The 18588-nt window shown below is 45.7% G+C and carries 12 protein-coding genes and 1 pseudogene; 1 reads left to right on the top strand and 12 read right to left on the bottom strand.

All coding sequences use genetic code 11. The features are described from left to right. Positions 1 to 72: 72 nt before the first annotated feature. From BST99_RS12230 to uvrC, 8 genes are all read right to left on the bottom strand, one after another. Positions 73 to 3309: a TonB-dependent receptor gene (locus BST99_RS12230; RefSeq protein ID WP_105002050.1), complete on the bottom strand. Its 3237-nt coding sequence runs from the start codon at positions 3307 to 3309 to the stop codon at positions 73 to 75. Between the two features lie 171 nt (positions 3310 to 3480). After that, positions 3481 to 5106, bottom strand: coding sequence for a glucose-6-phosphate isomerase (gene pgi, locus BST99_RS12225; RefSeq protein ID WP_105002049.1), 1626 nt, complete (start codon positions 5104 to 5106; stop codon positions 3481 to 3483). After that, on the bottom strand, positions 5087 to 6415 hold the full coding sequence (locus BST99_RS12220) for a peptidoglycan DD-metalloendopeptidase family protein (RefSeq protein ID WP_105002048.1): 1329 nt from the start codon (positions 6413 to 6415) through the stop codon (positions 5087 to 5089). The genes pgi and BST99_RS12220 overlap by 20 nt, the downstream gene beginning before the upstream one ends. Continuing rightward, positions 6415 to 7380, bottom strand: a complete 966-nt coding sequence (locus tag BST99_RS12215) for a tryptophan 2,3-dioxygenase family protein (protein ID WP_105002047.1) — start codon at positions 7378 to 7380, stop codon at positions 6415 to 6417. The genes BST99_RS12220 and BST99_RS12215 overlap by 1 nt, the downstream gene beginning before the upstream one ends. A gap of 10 nt (positions 7381 to 7390) precedes the next feature. Continuing rightward, complete coding sequence (locus BST99_RS12210; RefSeq protein WP_105002046.1) at positions 7391 to 8188, bottom strand: DUF3108 domain-containing protein; 798 nt, start codon at positions 8186 to 8188, stop codon at positions 7391 to 7393. A gap of 253 nt (positions 8189 to 8441) precedes the next feature. After that, a complete protein-coding gene (locus tag BST99_RS15050; protein WP_317046172.1) occupies positions 8442 to 9893 on the bottom strand; it encodes a hypothetical protein in 1452 nt (483 codons plus the stop codon). A gap of 11 nt (positions 9894 to 9904) precedes the next feature. Next, positions 9905 to 10792: a patatin-like phospholipase family protein gene (locus BST99_RS15045; protein WP_317046171.1), complete on the bottom strand. Its 888-nt coding sequence runs from the start codon at positions 10790 to 10792 to the stop codon at positions 9905 to 9907. Further along, positions 10770 to 12560: an excinuclease ABC subunit UvrC gene (uvrC, locus tag BST99_RS12200; protein ID WP_105002045.1), complete on the bottom strand. Its 1791-nt coding sequence runs from the start codon at positions 12558 to 12560 to the stop codon at positions 10770 to 10772. Before uvrC ends, BST99_RS15045 begins: the two co-directional genes overlap by 23 nt. A 323-nt stretch (positions 12561 to 12883) precedes the next feature. Between uvrC and BST99_RS12195 the strand changes: the two genes are divergently transcribed. Next, on the top strand, positions 12884 to 13456 hold the full coding sequence (locus BST99_RS12195; RefSeq protein ID WP_105002044.1) for a 5-formyltetrahydrofolate cyclo-ligase: 573 nt from the start codon (positions 12884 to 12886) through the stop codon (positions 13454 to 13456). Here the strand turns inward: BST99_RS12195 and BST99_RS12190 are convergent. From BST99_RS12190 to ileS, 4 genes and pseudogenes are all read right to left on the bottom strand, one after another. Next, positions 13453 to 14106, bottom strand: coding sequence for a lipoprotein signal peptidase (locus tag BST99_RS12190; RefSeq protein WP_105002043.1), 654 nt, complete (start codon positions 14104 to 14106; stop codon positions 13453 to 13455). The two genes, BST99_RS12195 and BST99_RS12190, sit on opposite strands and share 4 nt — an antisense overlap. 31 nt (positions 14107 to 14137) lie before the next feature. Next, positions 14138 to 14758 carry a DUF4097 family beta strand repeat-containing protein gene (locus BST99_RS12185; RefSeq protein WP_105002042.1) on the bottom strand — a complete coding sequence of 207 codons (621 nt, stop codon included), beginning with the start codon at positions 14756 to 14758 and terminating at the stop codon, positions 14138 to 14140. A gap of 5 nt (positions 14759 to 14763) precedes the next feature. Beyond that, positions 14764 to 15147: a TraR/DksA family transcriptional regulator gene (locus BST99_RS12180; protein ID WP_105002041.1), complete on the bottom strand. Its 384-nt coding sequence runs from the start codon at positions 15145 to 15147 to the stop codon at positions 14764 to 14766. 3 nt (positions 15148 to 15150) lie between these two features. Further along, positions 15151 to 18555, bottom strand: a pseudogene (gene ileS / locus BST99_RS12175) (isoleucine--tRNA ligase). Positions 18556 to 18588: the final 33 nt, after the last annotated feature.

The raw sequence follows: 18588 nt of genomic DNA, 5'->3' as shown, positions 1-18588 counted from the left end.
CTTTAAAGTGGAATAATACAAAAATAAAAAACCCTGCCCGAAGGCAGGGTTCTAAGCTATATGATTATTGGCTTAGTTAAAAATGTAACGAACACCAATTTGAGCTTGCCATCTTGAGCTCTCAATACCACGGTCATCCAATTGAATCAAATTCTCTCCAACTGAAGGGTTGTAAGAGAAAACTGGGTTTTCACCTGCAGTCTCTGTTCTGATCAATCCAACTTCTCCGAATCCACCGATAAACTGTTGTTTACCCCAATCTTTGTTCAACAAGTTGGTAAAGTTGAAAATATCAAGAGAAAGTTGTAGCGTGTTCTTCTTGTCTCCAGCGTTCAAAGTAAAATCTTGTAGGAACTTTAAATCCACTACATCACTCCAAGCACCTTCGTCGCCATTTCTTTGAGCATAGGTCCCACGACGACTATTCAAGTATTCATTGCCACTAATAAACGCGTTTAGTGCGTCCCACTGCTGAGCAGAAGTCAAACCATTAGCGCCATCAAGTAGATTGATTTCACTTGCATCACGAGGTACGTAAATCAAAGCGTTGTCACGAGAATCGTCATTCAACAAATCACGTCCTTCTTGATACACATAAGTAACAGGCTGGGAACGAGATCCTTCATAGAATAGTCCAATAGTCGATTTCAAATTCTCATTCCATTTGTGCTCATAAGTCACGTTCGCCAAGAAACGGTGTCCTCTTGCAAAGTCAGATCTTGACGTTGGAAGAGCAGAGTTCTTACCGTTAACCGACTGAATGTTTCTCCACTGAGAGCTGTTTTGAGAAGAAGTACCATCGAAAATAGAGTTGGCGTCTGTATAGTTCCAAGAAACGCTTCCAGAAAATCCAGCATCAAATGGTTTTGTCAAAGTAACTGTAGAACTGAAAGAGTTTCCTTCACCAGTGTTTGACAAAAGGTAAATACCACCATATGTTCCATCCAAACGAGCTCTTCTGTCATAGAATGGACGAGCATCACCACGACCAGGTCCACCAGCAGGGTTAAGGTTACCTACAGGATCCCCAATGTTCAGGTTCTCGTAGTAAACGGCATTGATATTATCATTCCAGATTACTTCTCCAGAAGCGATCAAGCCCCACAATGGCAACCTTTGATCAACACCCAGACTGTACTTAAATACCTGTGGCAACATGAAGTCTTCAGCAATCAAATCTACGTTTCCTCCAGTACCACCTGATCCTGGCTCAACATTAACAGGTTGATTGTTAATGTCTGGGGTGAACTCAGTAACCGTAGTGTTAAATGAAGCGGCAAAACCTGAAGTGATACCGTTGTTGTTGTAGGTCCCTCCTGGCCAAACCAAAGGCATACGAGAAGTGAAAATACCTAAACCACCGCGGATCTGGGTTGAGCGATCTCCATTTACATCCCAGTTAAAACCGATACGAGGAGAAACGTGGGCTTGCGTACGAGGGCTTGTTCCAACCATCGCACCTTGCAAGTCTTTACCAGCAGCTTGTAGGATAGGAATAGTTCTGTTGTTAAAGTCATCGTTTACAGGACCAGCAGACCAAACAGGGAAGTCAAAACGTACACCTGCAGTTACTTTAAGTCTGTCAGAGAATTGTACTTCGTCTTGAGCATAAAAACCAAGTTGAAGAATATCAAACTCAGAAGCCCCAGCTGAATCATCACCAACAGTTCCGTCACCTACAAGGGCGTATCCGTGCTGATAAAAATCAATTCCCACTCCATCATTTCGGATAAAGTCAGCAACACTTTCGAAAGTGTAATCTCCGTAGTTAAAAGCGAAGAATAAGTTCTTAACTTCAGAGTATTCATTGTGTGTACCCAAAGTAATGGTGTGTCTTCCCGCATAGATATCGAAATTATTAGTGAAGGTGAAAATATCCTGGTTCAACAAGTTTGCTGTAGAAAAAGGCTCTGCACCAAGACTAATGAATCCAGCACCATCAATGATATCAACTGTTGGAAATGGGTTTCCTGAAGGATCACGGTCGTCACGCACCTTGGTGTATCCGATAACCATGTTATTGGCAAATTTATTTCCAGCATAGTTCCACTCCAAGGCCGTAGAATTGGTCGTTGTATTGAAGAATTCGGAACCGTTGATGAAACCAATACTGTTGAAATCAGAGTTACGAGCTTCCAAGTTCTCAGCACCTACATAACTGTGACGTAGAGATAACTTATTCTTGTCGTTGATGTTCCAATCTAACTTAAGGGTTACTTTATCAGAGATAAGCGTTCGGGTGTTGCTCTCAAACCCTCCTGGATCGTATCCGTAAGTGTTGATTAGGAAGTTTCTCAAATCTGCCAAACCGGCAGCATTGGTGTCTCCAATATAAGTAGCAGGATCAAACGGCTGAGGAGTCTCATCGTCTTGACGCTCGTAGTTTACAAAGAAGAAAAGTTTATCCTTAACAATAGGTCCTCCTAAACGGAAACCATATGTATTGGCAGTAAAATTAGCCAGCTTCTGACGATCACTTCCAGTTCCTGTCAAGTCTGGAGGAGTCTTTCCTGCCAAGTCTTGGTTACGGAAGAAGTAATAAGCTGATCCTTGCCATTCATTGGTACCAGATCGAGTAATTGCCGAAATAGCACCACCAGCAAAACCGGCAATTTTAATATCATATGGAGCCAATTGAACTTGGAAAGACTCAATTGCATCTACAGAAAAAGGATTTACTCCAGTCTGCCCACCGTTGGTTCCTGATCCAGCAAGACCAAATACATCGTTATTGACGGCACCATCAATATAGATCGCGTTGTAACGGTTGTTTTGACCTGCAATGGAAATAGAAAATCCATCATTTCCTTCAGAAATCTGAGCTTCCGGTGTTAGACGAACAAAATCTGCCAATGAGCGCGAAGCTGAAGGCAAAGATTGAATCTGACGGTTGTTGATGCTCGTCTCTGCCCCTGTCTTGTTTGAATTGAAAATTCCATTAGGAGTAGCCGTAAGAACAACTTCGTCTAATGCCGTTGCAGACTCACTCAGCTTAGGGTTGATTCTAAAAGACTCTCCTAAACGCAAGTAGATGTTTTCTTTTACGAAATCATTGAAACCAACATAAGAGATGGTCACTTTGTAAGGTCCTCCAGGACGGAGACCAGAAATACGGTAAAAACCGTCAAAGTCAGCTGCAGCTCCATAAACCGTTCCGGAAGGAAGGTGGACTGCTACTACGTTGGCACCTGGTAAGGGCTCGCCGGCGTTGTCAGAGATCTGACCTCCCATAGAGGAAGTCGTAACCCCTTGAGCGAAAGCTACAGTAGTCATCAAAGATGCCACTACAGCAAGAAGTAACTTTTTCATTCTTAACAGTGTTTAATTGTTTAATTAGAATTGCAAAAGTCCTCCATAATCCGCGGGCGGTTCTTAAGGAAGTATTAAAAAAGAGCTCCTAGTATCAGGTGAATGTTAAGGACGTTAACAAAATATGTCCTAATGTAAAGTTAACGTTAAGCACTCCGGTGCCTATAAGACCTAATTCTTATACCGCTGAAGCAACTGTGTCGTTGAAGAGTCGTGCGATGTCAGGCTATCTGATTGAATATCAGATAGAATCGTCTTAGCCAAAATTTTACCCAACTCAACACCCCATTGATCATAACTGAAAATGTTCCAAATCACCCCTTGTACGAAGATTCTATGCTCGTAAAGAGCGACCAACATACCCAAAGAGTGCGGGTTAAGTTGATCGAATAAGAGGGTTGTCGTCGGTTTGTTTCCTGCAAAGACTTTGAAGGGGGCTAAATGAGCTCCCTGACCTTGATTTTTAAGCTCTTCTTGCACTTCTTCTAGGCTTCGACCGTTCATGAGGGCCTCGGTTTGGGCGAAGAAATTGGCCATCAGCTTATCGTGGTGTTCCTTCTCACCATAGAGGGATTTCTTATAGCCAATAAAGTCACAGGGAATCAGTTTGGTTCCTTGGTGTATCAACTGGAAAAAGGCGTGTTGGGAATTGGTCCCGGGCTCTCCCCAAACAATTTCTCCGGTCTGGTAATCGACCGGATTTCCGTTGCGGTCTGTGCTTTTACCATTGCTCTCCATAATGGCCTGTTGCAAGTAAGCAGGGAGACGATGGAGGTACTGGGTATACGGGATAACACCGACAGATTCCGCTCCAAAGAAGTTGTTGTACCAGATCCCGATCAATCCCATTAAGACAGGAATGTTTTCTTCTGATGGGCTCTCTTTAAAATGCTGGTCCATAGCCGCTGCTCCGGCCAATAATTCTTCGAAACCATCAAAACCAATCGCTAAGGCGACCGAAAGACCTACCGTACTCCAAAGAGAGAATCGGCCTCCCACCCAATCCCACATCGGGAAGATGTTTTGAGCTTCAATGCCAAAAGCCTCTACTTGTGGAATGTTGGTTGATACGGCAATAAAATGATCACCAACCGCCTCAGTCGATAATTTTTCTACAAACCATTTGCGTGCCGATTGAGCGTTTGCCAGGGTTTCTTGTGTAGTAAAAGACTTGGAAACCACCACAAACAAAGTCGTTTCCGGATCCAAGCCCTTTAACGATTCTTGTAAATGGTCTCCGTCTACATTGCTGACAAAGTGCAATCGCAATCCTTTTTGATAGTAGGCCAGTGCCTCGGTTATCATGACGGGACCCAAGTCTGAACCTCCGATACCGATATTGACTACGTCGGTAAAAGCCTTACCGCTGCTGCCTTTCTTATTACCTGAAAGAACAGCATCACAGAAGGATTTCATCTTGGCCTTGACCTCCTGTACTTCCGGTACCACATTCTTCCCGTCGAGTTCAACGGCAGCATTGGCTGGCGAACGTAAAGCGGTATGGAGCACTGCTCGACCTTCGGTCTCATTGATCTTTTCTCCTCCAAAATAGGCCTGCTTCGCTTGGTCCAATCCGGTTTCCTTCGCTAGCTGTACCAACAACTCCACCGTCTTTTTAGTCATGCGGTTCTTGGAGTAGTCAAACAAAAAACCGGGGAATTCCTTTTTCAGTTCTGATGCCCGATTTGGATCATTCTGAAAAAGTTCGGTGAGGTGTTTGTGTTTAATTTCTTGGTAGTGGGCTTCGAGGGCTGCCCAAGCCTTAGTTTCAGTGGGATTATGGCTCGGAAATGACATCTTCTTGCGTCTGTGTGATTAGTGGTGTTACGGGCTCTTCTTGCTCAAGAGAATTTGGTCTGATGGGGTATTGAATCGCATCAAGCCTGGCTTTAATCGGCACGATATACTCCAGGAAGCCCTCTCGTAGTTCCTCTGCGATCGGTTCTGCAGAAGGCAATTTTTCGCGCAGGGGGTCGACTTGGCGACCATTTTTCCAAAAACGGTAACAAACGTGAGGACCACTGGTATTCCCTGTCATCCCAATGTACCCGATGACCTGCCCTTGTTTGACGTATTGTCCAACACTTACCGAACGCCTGCTCATGTGAAGGTACTGGGTGCTGTAGGTTCCGTTGTGGCGAATCTTGACGAATTTACCATTCCCACCTCGACGAGTGGATTCTACCACCACCCCGTCTGCAGTCGAAATAATCGGCGTTCCATAAGGCGCTGCAAAATCAGTTCCCTTATGCGGTCGGATTCGGTTTCCGTAATAGGAAATACGTCTGCGGAGGTTGTAACGGGAAGAAATTCTAAAGTTCTTGTAGCGAACCGGCGCTTTTAAGAAAGCTCTTCGCAGATTCATAGCGTTTTGATCGTAAAATTCGACCTGCTGACTCAAAGAATCCTGTCCGTATTCAAAGGCGTAGAGCGGTTCTCCTCGGTGCTCAAAATAGGCGTTTTGAACCGGCTCAAAGCCGACATAAATCGAATCGTTGATGTATTTTTCTTTGATGATGAGCTTGAACTTGTCGCCAGGCATGATTCGCCAAAAATCGACCTGCCACGCGTAAATCTGAGAGAATTCATAGGTGAGGTTGGGATCAACTCCGAGAGAATCCAAGGTCAAATAGAGGCTGCTTCCATTCGAAATCTCTCCGGCGATTTCTCTTTCGATGACCTTAATAGGCTTTTGCTTGCGGTAAGCGACAACCGAGTCCCTAAGATCCACAACGGTGTAGTTCACCCTATCTTGTTCGTAGATAAAGACTTGAGCAGACTCAATACTATCTCTGGATTTGAGGATGTAGTAGGGTTTACCAAACTGCAATTTTCGAACATCGAAAGTGTCTTTAAATTCATTGGCGATCTTAACCACCTTGGGGTAATCCGCATTGTGATCAATCATCAACTCCCCGAAGCTCTGTCCCCGTTCAATGGTGTCTTGGACAACGGTAAATTCTTCGAAATTAAAGCCGTATCGCATATCGACAGGCTCTTCTTCAACCACCATGGTTACTGGCGACTTAGTGACGGGCTCCTCTTTTTTCTTGCAAGCCACAATGCTGAGTGCTGCAAGCCCGAGTAAAAAGTATTTATTCTTCATTAATTCGGTTTCGGGCCGTCTGCCAGGAATTCATCCACCCAGGCTTTACCCCATTCATCTTGTTCTACTTCACCATACAAAATTGGGAAAAATATTATTTTTTGGAAGTGGGGAGGCAAATAGCTTTTCCAATTGGTTCCACCGGTCGCTTCGACCGCTTCTTTATGTGTTCCCAGGTAGCGCTTTGCAGATCCCATATGCACCAGGGGCCATTTGATATTGGCATTGGTGTCTAAAAGTCGCAATTCGCTGATCAGATCTTCCCGCTTCCTATCGGCTTCGGAAAGCTTGAGGTAGGTTTCGTATAGCGTGCTGCCTTTCAGTTGATTAGCAATACGAAGTAACCTAGGCGTATAACGATTTTCGAACTGTTTTAGTGTCAGGGTTTTCTCGCCACTTTTCAGGTCTGTGGCTCCCTTTTTCCAATACACTTGTTCGTATAAATCTTCCACACTGCTGTTTTTCTTGAGTCCCTCTCTCTTGTCGATAGAGGCAAGGTTCTCTAAGGGTGTGGAATAGAATTCAATGGTTCTGTACTGTACCGACTGAAAACCACTGGCTGGCAAAAGTGCCATGCGGTAGCGCATGAATTGTTCCTTTTCCATTCCCTGAATCATAATGGAAAAAGAAGAAATCAAGGCCTTGTAGTAGCTGTTAATTCTTCGGAGGCGCTCCACCATAAAGTCGGCAGCCCCTTCAAAGGATTCCGCTAGCTGCTTCATCTCGTGGAGAATCAGCTTAAAATAAAGCTCCGTAATCTGGTGGTACATGATGAAGATTTCTTCATCCGGAAAGTGGGTTTTAGGCACCTGAAGACTCAAAAGAGTATCCAAGTGAATATAGTCCCAATAGGTCAGGTATCGCTGATACAGTAGGCCGTCGAGGTAAGCACTAAGATCTTGTCCTGAGTGCTTGTATTTTTCTTCGAGTTTACGAATCTGAGAGGCGATATGGTCCTCTAACATGCAATGGTGTTTACTTCATGAGAATCTTGAACTGGTTTCGCAGGCCGTTGAAGCCATCGAGATCTGCTTTAAGCGATCCCACTGCCAAATCAGCTTTAACGCGGATTGGAATTCGGTTGAGGTCGTTCGACACCCACAGGGTCAAACTTTCTTTTTCCTTAAAAATTCTACCCGCTTGCACCAAAGGTCGGAATTTTAAACATTCTACCTTCCCGTATTTGGTTCGAAGAACATCTTTTCCTAAATATTTCAATTTGAAATTATAGATCCCCGCCTCGTCAAAAAGCATATCCAAATCAACCGCATCCCCCTTTTTTAGGGTGTTGGTGTCTACCCGGTCCCGCAGATAATAGGATGCCGAAATGATGTCCTGAATATCCTGGTGGATTTCGTAATTCTTTTTGGTTTTCTTTTTGTTATCGGTCATCAAGGCCTGCTCCGTCTGGTAATTGAAATCAATTTCCAGGTCCTTGGTGTAGCCGCCTTCGTCAATTTTTCGAATAAAGCGATAAGGCTTGAGGTCGTTCTTTCCAAAATAGCTCTCGTATACATCGTCTACTTTAAAAAACAGACGGGCTAGACCCGTTGTACGTCCCTTGCCTACGGCGTGGAATACCGGTATCGTATCGATGCTGTCATTTTTCAGTTGAAGGGTTGCAAAACTGGCATTGAAAATACCGTAGTGAATGCGGAATTTTAACCACTCACCAGCCTTAAAGGCTGTTGTTTTATCCTGGGCATTCACCGAAGTGGGTATGGTAAGGCCAAAGAATACAACCAATATCAGAGATAGGGTAGTCTTCTTCATACTGCAAATTTTAATTTAAATGTACTAAAAGTCGGGGTCTTCAAATAGGCCCTTACGCATAGATAACCAAAAGTTGTTCCATTTTAGTATGCCCATAAAAAAGCCCCAACTCGTGTTGAGGCTTTTTCTAAATAACCAACCAAACTTTAAATTATGAAAAACCAATACTTAAAGTATTGAGGGAACCACCCCTCTAGCGCTGCTAAATTACGACAAAGCCGCATGGAGCCTAGGAATTTTAACCAACTTTAACTTAAAACCAAAAACCTACGCTAAAGTATACTTGGCTTCGGGTCGTTTGGGGAGACCAGGACCATAAGACTTGAACAGGGCCCAAAAAAGATTCATTGCCCCAACCCAAGGCGTAGCCTCTAAAGTCGGGGGCCGAGAGCCACTCTCCGGTCCGGAAAAGGTCATCGTCCACATTGGCAATATTGGCTGCAACCAGCAAGTGGTTCTTGGGTGAAATTCGGTAGTCAAAGCGGGTGTAGGCTTTGACATAGGAGTTTCCTGGCAGACTCAAGAAATCATAGCCCAAGAAGGGCTTGAAGTTGTTGACGGGTTCATTGCCAAAACCGCCCAAGACAAAATCAAAAGAGGTCACCCGGGATTGGCTACCCAGTTTAAATCCGCCTTCGGTTTCTATTTGCCACGACAGGCGGTCCGTCAAAGGAAATACGGCACCAATTTGGGCCTGAGAAACCGAGAACTCCTTGAAGTTGTCGTTGAAATCAGACGAAAAAAGATAGAGGTGAAAGTCTCCATTAAAATAGAGACCTTTGGTCGGAAAGTACCGATCGTCGTAGGTGTCCAAAACAAGGGAACCGTAGGTGGAATAAAAATTACTGTTCTCAAAAAAGGTCCGTTCATTCCCTCCTGTTGGATCAATTCCGTTTTCAGGCAGAACTTCATCCAGGTTGCGAAGCGTTCTGGTACTGTATTTTAGGAGCTTGTGCTCAATTCCCATCTGGAAAGCGAACTCTTCACGGAGAACGGTTTGTACATAGAGCTGGTTCTTCCACTCGGTGACATCCAAATTGATTTCGCCGACATTCGGGTCCTGAATCACATTGAAGTTGGACTGTATAATTCCAAAATCGACAGACCGCTTAAAATCGTTGAGGGAAGAGTTGTACCCAAAACTCCAATAAGGGCCTTTATCCCGGTAATACTGGAGAGAATAACGAATGTTGTCTCCTAAAATCAAATCGAAGGAAGCCACATCATCTTGTGCCAAGAAATTTTTCCGGGTCAAATTGATCAGGGCCGAACTCTTAAATAAATCGTCGTAGTGTGCCCCCATTTTAAGGAACATCTTGGTCGGATCTTCTTTGAGCTTTAGAACCAGATCGGTCCCCAAGCCATTGGATTTAAGCTGGTAGCGAATCCCTTTAAAGTTCCCGCTGGCGGCCAGATTATTCAGCCCTTGACGCAGTTTTAAAAAGGTGATGGGTTCGGACAAATCAAAACGGAGTTTTCCTTTGATATAGCCGCGACTGTAGTTTTTGGACCCAAAGATGCGCAGGCGATCGATAACCAAGCTGTCTTGCTCTGTAAACTGGCCTGCCTGTTTTCTTTGCAATACGCCATAGTTGCTTTTGGCATTGTGATGACCTTCTTGCTGAAGTTTCTCTGCAATTTCAATGAGACCCTCCAGGTGCTTCCGGGCTTCCTCATGCCCCACTTGAATAATCTCAGGGCCCAATTCAAAATCAATTACCGAATAAGCTCCATTTCGGGATGAATATAAAGATCAACCTTATCCTTCTTTTCTTTCATGTCCCGCACGGTGCGGTAGTTGTTGATTTGCAGCAAAATTTCGGTCGCTGAGCCGAGCTCGTCCCTGGAAGAAAGTCCGTGTTGGACGTCCACTCCTATAATGATATCGGCCCCCAGTGCCCGAATTTCATCTACCGGAAAATTGTTGACCACCCCTCCGTCGATCAGGACCCTCCCATCAATTTCCATGGGCTCAAAGAGGGAAGGAAAGGTTCCGCTTGCGGTAATGGCTTCTGGCAAATAGCCTTGATCCAAGAGGATTCCTTCTCCGGACTCTACATCGGTCGCGATACACAAGAAGGGGATCGGTAGTTTGCTAAAATCCTGTACGTCTTTGACATGGTAGAGAAGACGTACAAGCTCGTTGTAAATGTTTTGTCCTCCGGAAAATGCCTGGGGGAAACTGACCTTAAAACCATCAAAAGGCAAACCCAGCGCGTAGCGTTCATCATCGTCCTTTTCGTAAAAGGTTTTTGCGCCTCGGGGTACTTTATCCTGAATGAGCTCGGTAAGGTCCAGGGCGTAAAAAATAGAGTCCAGTTGCTGAGCGGAATAGCCCGATGCGTAAAGTGCCCCGACAATGGCTCCCATACTGGTTCCTCCTATATAGTCGATCTCAATACCTGCTTCCTCTATCACCTTTAAGGCCCCGATGTGTGCCAGCCCCTTGGCTCCTCCTCCACTGAGAACCAGCCCGACTTTGGGTCGGCTATCGTCTTGGGACCAGCCCGAAAAGCTTAAAATCAAAAAATAAAACAAGAGGAAGTACCCGCGCCATGGGCGGTTGAAAAAGGCCTTATTTTTATTCGGTGTGCAGGCCGTCATATACTTTTTGGGCTTTGCTTTTTCCAATAATTTCGGCCAATTCTTCTAAACTCGCCGCTTTGACACGCTTGACCGATCGGAAGGTTTTGAGCAATTCCTCTGCGGTCACCTTTCCTACTCCATCAATCTGCTCCAAGGTGCTTCCAATGGTCGCCTTGTTTCGCTTCTGCCGGTGGAAGGTGATTCCAAATCGGTGCGCTTCATTACGAAGTTGCTGAATTATTTTGAGGGTTTCGGACTTTTTGTCCAAATAAAGTGGAATAGAGTCGTTTGGAAAGTAAATCTCTTCCAGTCTTTTCGCAATACCAATAATGGCAATTTTACCTCTTAACCCCAGTATATCTAAGCTTTTAAGCGCAGAGGAGAGTTGTCCTTTTCCGCCGTCGATAACAATCAACTGAGGCAATTCCTCCCCTTCCTGAATCAATCGCCGGTAGCGGCGAAAAACAACCTCCTCCATAGAAGCAAAGTCATCCGGTCCCAGTACGGTTTTGATATTGAAATGGCGGTACTCCTTTTTGGAGGGCTTTCCGTTGCGGAAAACGACGCAGGCCGCAACCGGATTGGTTCCTTGGATGTTGGAGTTATCGAAACACTCGATATGACTAGGTTCGACCGAAAGACGCAGGTCTTCTTTCATCTGACCCATCAAGCGCTTGACATGCCGGTCGGGATCGACGATCTTCATCTGCTTGAACTTTTCCATTCTGAAATGCTGGGCATTGCGCAGAGATAGGTCCAGGAGTTTCCTTTTATCGCCCAGTTTGGGCAGGCTGATCTTGAGATCTTCCCCTACATCGACCGGATAAGGCAAATAGAGTTCTTTGGATTCCGATCCAAATCGCTGCCTCATTTCGACGATGGCCAAACGCAAGAGTTCAGACTCGTCTTCGTCCAATTGCTTTTTAATCTCCAGGGTATGAGACCGAACGATAAGCCCATGGGCCAGTTGCAAAAAGTTGATATAAGCGTGGGTAGCATCGGTCAAAATACTAAAGACGTCTACATTACTGATTTTGGGATTCACCACCGTGGAGCGGGCCTGGTAATTCTGTAGGATATCGACTCTTTCTTTGAGTCGCTGTGCCTGTTCGAACTCCAGCGCTTCTGCGGCCTTTTTCATCTGCTGTTTGAGAAACTGTATGGAAGAACCAAAGTTGCCCTTGATGATTTGCCGAATATCTTCAATCTGCCGGTCGTATTCCTCCTCGCTCTGCAGGCCTTCACAAGGCCCCAGACAGTTGCCCAGATGGTATTCCAGACAGCGTTTGTACTTCCCTCGAGCAATCTTCTCTTCGGAGAGGTCATAGTTGCAGGTCCTTAAGGGGTACACGCTTTTGATCAGATCCAAAAGTGTTCGGACCGTTTTCATACTGGTGTAGGGCCCGTAGTATTCCGAGCCGTCCTTGATTAATCGGCGAGTAGGAAACACCCGTGGGAAAGGCTCTTTTTTTAAACAGATCCAGGGATAGGTTTTGTCGTCCCTCAGCAAGACATTGTACCGTGGCTGGTGTTCCTTGATCAGGTTATTTTCGAGTAGCAGGGCATCGGACTCTGTGGTGACCACAATGTGTCGGATTTCGACAATTTTAGAGATCATCACCCGGGTTTTTCCGGAATGTTGATTCTTGGTGAAGTAAGAAGAGACTCTTTTTTTGAGGTTTTTCGCTTTTCCAACGTAAAGTAACTTGGACTCTTTGTCGTAATACTGATAGACCCCCGGATCACTCGGAAGGCTTGAAATTTGTACATCTAAGGGGAGTCCCATGGGCTGGAATATGAGCTCTAATTTACTTCCTGTTGAGGAGATTTCATAACGTGCTGAAACTTAATGTTTTCTTAAGTCAGAGCATTTTGCTGTTAAATATTTAACAAAAAACGTGCATTTAATCTGATAAATCGCGCATTTCATGGAGTGAATAGCAACTTTTTTCTATATTTGAACAAGACAGGGTTAAGAAAATGGAAAATTATATAATCGTTTTAAGCTTTTACGTCGTGGCCATGGTTATCTTCAAGGTCTACACCGCAAGCTCACGAAAGTCTTAGCTATTTTATTCCTTTCAGCGGTCCTAAGCCGCTCACTCCACCATGCTGAAATCCGAACTTCGCGAGATCTATCGTCAAAAGCGAGCTGCGCTTCCTCTGCAGGAAATCGCCGAAAAAAGTATGTCCGTCGCCAATCACGCACTCGCATTGGACGTATGGCAGCTCTCCTATTTTCATATTTTCCTCAACCAAGAAGGCTCTTCTGAAGTCGATACAGCCCCTTTACTCACCTTGCTTCAAGGCCGTGATAAGCATGTGGTCATTCCCAAAGTAGAACCCCCGCGAAGCCTGTCCCACTACCTCTTAACAGACAGTACCCGTCTTGTACCGAATCGCTGGGGTATCCCAGAGCCCGTTGATGGAATCGAAGTTCAAGCAGATAAAATAGATCTGGTCTTTGTTCCTCTATTGGTCTATGATACAGAAGGAAACCGTTTGGGATACGGCAAAGGCTATTACGACGACTTCTTAAATGCCTGCAGACCAGATTGTCTGCGTATCGGACTCTCTTTTTTTAAAGCTGAAAAAACGACTTGGGCGGTAGAAGAACACGATATTCCACTCGACGGATGCCTTCACCCCGAAGGATTTGATTCTTTTTCCGGGAAGCTCTAGTCTTCTTCCTCTTCTTGCTTACTCGATTCCAAGCTGGCGAAAGCCTTCTTATTGAAAACCAACAAAAGGCCGACACCGAAGCTGATAGCCATATCGGCAATGTTAAAGACCGGCTCAAAGAAGCGCAGCGGTTCTCCACCCTTAAAAGGCACCCAATCGGGCCAAGTGGTATCGATCATAGGGAAGTACAGCATGTCCACAACTCGCCCATAAAAAAGAGAACCATAAGGATCCTCCGCGAAGAGAGACGCTACATGATCTCTGGAGCTATCATCGAAAATCAAACCGTAAAACAAGGAGTCAATGATGTTTCCAAAGGCCCCGGCAAAAATCAAAGCCACCGAAATAATAAGGATACGAGGGGCTTGTTTTTCGATAATGCCTTTTAACCAATAGCCTATTCCCCCGATCGCTACCAGACGAAACAGGGTTAAAATGAGTTTTCCGGCCTTGTCAGAGATGGGGAGTATATCGCTGATCTTGGTTCCCCAAGCGGCCCCCTCATTCTCAATAAAGAAAATCTTAAACCACGAAAACACTTCGTAGGCCCCCTCCCTTCCATAAAAAAAGTGGGTCTTCACATAGATCTTGGTGAACTGGTCAATCAACAGCACTCCAAGGATGATCAATAAGGCGTGATTTCGTTTCATGGGGTGATTTTGTAAGGCTTCTAAAATAGCACTATTCTTTTATATTCTGCAGGTAGATATTCCCCTCAACAGACTGCAGAGAATACCTACAACCGCCGGCCTCGTTTAGACTTCCTATCACCTGACCAAACCGGCTTTCCGCTTGGCCAGTACCCTGATTATTCAAAAGCACGATATCGCCATTTTGGGTCTTGACTCCAATCGTTCCCGAATCCATATCCAAGGAACATTTTCCGGAAGAAAGTTGAATATCCAGTTCTCGGTAATCCCCACGGACCAGGACATCCGCTGAAGTCCCCAGGAGTTGCACCCGTTGGTTGATCGGCAAGCCTACTTTTAGGGCAATAGCAATAACTTTATGGGCACTCAATTTATCATTGGGGTGCTTAAACAGGGGGTTAAAAGAGGTGCTTATTCTCAGGGTACTCCCATTTTGCTCAATGGGAATAAGCAGTTGATCCTGGTATTCTCCATCCATGACCGCCTCCACGGTCAGCACGGGATCATCCGAGGTGTACACCTCTACTTTAAAACACTGTTCGGCAAGAATCTGAATGAAGTACTCCTCTTCGGAGTTAATGGATTTTTGAACAGTAGTTTGGGCCCAAAGAGACCCGGTGCAGCTGAGCAGAAAAATCCACAGCCACCGCACGGGATCTATTTTTGCATGTTCTTGGCCTCAATGCTCAAGGTTGCATGAGGAACCAGCTTAAGGCGCTCTTTATTAATGAGCTTCCCTGTTACACGGCAAATTCCGTAGGTTTTATTTTCGATACGCATCAAGGCGTTCTTCAAATCGCGGATAAATTTTTCTTGACGAATAGCCAATTGGGTGTTCGCCTCTTTGCTCATGGTTTCGGATCCTTCCTCAAAAGCTTTAAAGGTGGGGGAAGTATCGTCGGTACCGTTGTTGCCGTCGTTCATGTATGAACTCTTCAGCAATTCCAAGTGTTTCTGAGCTTTTTCAATCTTGGTTTCTATGAGGGCTCTGAATTCTTCGAGGTCCTTATCAGAGTAGCGTACTTTCATTTCTTCAGCCATAACTCAGCGTTTTACGATCAACAATTTTGTTTGGATTTCATCAAATTCAACTGGAGTTCCTTCTTCCAATTGATCTTCAAAATCTAGTTCTTCGGTTAAGGTTTCTGACTTCACGTATTGGACGTTGCGCATCAAAGCCTCTTCTATTTTTCCATCTTTTTGGATCTTGAGATCAATGCGGTCGGTCACTTCGAAACCGGCATCCTTTCTCAAGTTTTGAATCCGGCTCACCATTTCACGGGCAATGCCTTCTTCTTTTAACTGCCGGTTGATTTGGATATCCAGGGCGACGGTAATCGGTCCTGCCGAAGCAACCAGCCATCCTTCGATATCTTGTGAGCTGATATCCACATCAGTCAACTGTAAAATAATCGTTTTATTTTCCAGAGCGAGTGAAATTTCGCCCTCTTGTTCGATTTTGCGGATATCCTCCTGTTGTAAACCAGCAACCGCCTGGGCGATCGCTTTCATATCCTTACCAAATTTCGGGCCAAGGGTTTTGAAATTTGGTTTGATTTGCTTGACCAAAATACCAGAGGCATCGTCGATTAAATCGAGCTCCTTTACGTTGACTTCAGAAAGCACCAACTCGCGAACTGCTTCCAATTCCTGACGTTGAGCATCGCTCAATACCGGAATCATCATTTTTTGCAAAGGCTGTCGCACTTTGATCTTTTCTTTTTGACGAATCGACAGTGCCAGAGAAACGACCTTTTGCGCCATCTGCATCTTGTGTTCCAGTTTTTCGTTTACCGCAGCCGTATCGGATACCGGAAAATCAGAGTGGTGAACACTCTTTCCGCTTTCTCCTCCAATGCCCTCTTGTAAATCCTGGTATAAGCGGTCCATGATAAAAGGAGCTACAGGGGCTGCAAGCTGAGCAACGGTCTCTAAACAAGAAAACAGGGTTTGGTAAGCGGCGATTTTATCTTGTCCGTAATCCCCCTTCCAAAAACGGCGGCGACTCAGGCGCACATACCAGTTGCTCAAGTTCTCTTGCACAAAGTAAGAGATGGCACGTGTGGCACGGGTCGCATCGAAGTCGTTGAAGGCCTCATCGACACGTTGAACCAAGCTGTTCAGTTCCGAGAGAATCCAGCGGTCCAGTTCGCTTCTTTCTTCCAGTGGAATGGCAGCCTCTTTACTTGAAAAGCCATCAATATTGGCGTACAGCGCAAAAAACGAATAGGTATTGTAGAGGGTGCCAAAGAACTTCTTGCGCACCTCATCAATCCCATCGACATCCAGCTTGAGGTTGTCCCAAGGGTTGGCATTCGAAATCATGTACCAGCGAGTGGCATCCGGCCCATATTTATCGAGGGTCTCGAATGGATCCAAAGCGTTGCCCAGTCTCTTGGACATCTTTTTTCCTTCCTTATCCAGAACGAGTCCATTGGAAACCACGTTTTTATAGGCCACTGAATCAAAGACCAACGTACCGATGGCGTGCAGGGTATAGAACCATCCACGGGTCTGATCCACCCCTTCTGCGATAAAATCTGCCGGATAGGTAGAACCTTGGTCGATGAATTCTTTGTTCTCGAACGGATAGTGCCATTGGGCGTAAGGCATGGAACCACTGTCAAACCAAACATCAATCAGATCACTCTCTCTGTGCATGGGTTGCCCCGTGGACGATTTCAAGGTGATCTTATCGACGATATTCTTATGCAAATCAACTTGGGCGTAGTTCTCTTCGCTCATGTCGCCTGGGACGAAGCCAGCCAAAGGATTTTTCTGCATCAAGCCGGCGTCTACTGCCTCTTGTGCGGCTGCCTTTAATTCTTCTACCGAACCGATGATGCGGCTTTCTGATCCGTCTTCTGTTCTCCAGATCGGTAAAGGAATTCCCCAGTAGCGGGAACGAGAAAGGTTCCAGTCGTTGGCGTTTTGCAGCCAGTTTCCAAATCGTCCTTCCCCGGTTGAAGCGGGTTTCCAGTTGATTTCTTGGTTCAGTTCATACATGCGATCCCGAACATCGGTAACACGGATAAACCAGGAATCCAAGGGGTAATACAGGATGGGTTTGTCCGTACGCCAGCAGTTCGGGTAACTGTGGACGTATTTTTCAACTTTAAAGGCGCGGTTGCGCTCCTTGAGCTGGATGGCGATCTCGACATCCACAGAACGTTCCGGTGCTTCTCCGTCGGCATAGTATTCGTTCTTGACGTATTTGCCTCCTAATTCTTTGAGTTCTGGTCTAAACTTCCCTTGTAAATCGACCAATGGCACTGTTCTGTTGTTCATCCAAAACCAGCATTGGAGGAACTGGAGGCTTGGCCTGCTTTGCTACCAAGGCATCATCCGCACCAAAGGTGGGCGCCGTATGCACGATTCCTGTTCCGTCCTCGGTGGTTACAAAATCTCCAGCAATGACTCGGTAGGCATGCTGAGGTGATTCAAAAGGTTGGGTGTAGGGCATCAACTGCTCATAGCGACTTTCGACCAGGTCTGTTCCTTTGTACTCCCCGACTATCTGATAAGGAATCTTCTTGTCGCCTTGTTTGTAAGCCTGGAGTTCTTCTGGTGTCTCGGCTTCGGTGTACTTACCGGCAAATTGCTTCCCTACGAGGCTTTTGCCAAAATAACGACCAGGGGGTCGTGGGTGTATTGATTGTAGGTGCGAACAGCGACATAATCAATCTTGGGACCTACCGTAAGCGCGGTGTTGGACGGCAAGGTCCAAGGGGTCGTTGTCCAAGCGAGAAAGAAAACCTCTCCTTCAAGTTGCTGCAGCGCCTCTGGCAAGGTTTCCGGCAACGCCTTGAACTGTGCCGTTACCGTGGTATCACTCACATCCTGGTAGGTTCCTGGCATATTCAGCTCATGCGAACTCAAGCCCGTACCGGCCTTGGGAGAATACGGTTGTATGGTGTAGCCTTTGTACAAAAGGCCCTTATCGTAAATCTGCTTCAGCAACCACCAGACCGACTCCATGTACTTGGGGGTGTAGGTGATGTAAGGGTCATCCATATCGACCCAATACCCCATTTTTTCGGTCAGGTCTTTCCAGATGTCCGTGTAGCGCATGACCGCTTTTCGACAGGCTTCGTTGTACTCTTCAATGCTGATGCTCTTGCCGATATCTTCTTTGGTGATGCCGAGTTCTTTTTCTACTCCGAGTTCTACAGGGAGTCCATGGGTGTCCCAACCGGCTTTGCGATTGACCTGGAAACCCTTCATGGTTTTGTAGCGCGGATAAATATCCTTGATGGTACGCGAAATCACGTGGTGAATTCCGGGCAGACCATTGGCCGAAGGAGGCCCTTCGTAAAACACAAATGAAGGTCCGCCTTCTCGTAGCGCGATACTGTCTTTAAAAACCGACTCTGATTTCCAATAGTCCAAGACTTCCTTGGCCCGCGCCGAAAGGTCTAACTGCTTGTATTCCCTGAATTTCGTACTCACCTGTTATTCAAAATAAAGAAGGGCAAAATTATA

The sequence above is a fragment of the Aureicoccus marinus genome (assembly GCF_002954325.1).
In the GTDB taxonomy this organism is placed as follows: Bacteria; Bacteroidota; Bacteroidia; order Flavobacteriales; family Flavobacteriaceae; genus Aureicoccus; species Aureicoccus marinus.
This window is presented reverse-complemented; position numbering and strand designations above follow the sequence as displayed.

Excerpts from the sequence above, each read along its gene's own strand:
- uvrC (WP_105002045.1), bottom strand. The coding sequence starts at position 12,560 with ATGGGACTCCCCTTAGATGTACAAATTTCAAGCCTTCCGAGTGATCCG.
- BST99_RS12210 (WP_105002046.1), bottom strand. The coding sequence starts at position 8,188 with ATGAAGAAGACTACCCTATCTCTGATATTGGTTGTATTCTTTGGCCTT.
- BST99_RS12230 (WP_105002050.1), bottom strand. The coding sequence starts at position 3,309 with ATGAAAAAGTTACTTCTTGCTGTAGTGGCATCTTTGATGACTACTGTA.
- BST99_RS12220 (WP_105002048.1), bottom strand. The coding sequence starts at position 6,415 with ATGAAGAATAAATACTTTTTACTCGGGCTTGCAGCACTCAGCATTGTG.
- BST99_RS12190 (WP_105002043.1), bottom strand. The coding sequence starts at position 14,106 with ATGAAACGAAATCACGCCTTATTGATCATCCTTGGAGTGCTGTTGATT.
- BST99_RS12215 (WP_105002047.1), bottom strand. The coding sequence starts at position 7,380 with ATGTTAGAGGACCATATCGCCTCTCAGATTCGTAAACTCGAAGAAAAA.
- BST99_RS15045 (WP_317046171.1), bottom strand. The coding sequence starts at position 10,792 with ATGACGGCCTGCACACCGAATAAAAATAAGGCCTTTTTCAACCGCCCA.
- pgi (WP_105002049.1), bottom strand. The coding sequence starts at position 5,106 with ATGTCATTTCCGAGCCATAATCCCACTGAAACTAAGGCTTGGGCAGCC.
- BST99_RS12195 (WP_105002044.1), top strand. The coding sequence starts at position 12,884 with ATGCTGAAATCCGAACTTCGCGAGATCTATCGTCAAAAGCGAGCTGCG.
- BST99_RS12180 (WP_105002041.1), bottom strand. The coding sequence starts at position 15,147 with ATGGCTGAAGAAATGAAAGTACGCTACTCTGATAAGGACCTCGAAGAA.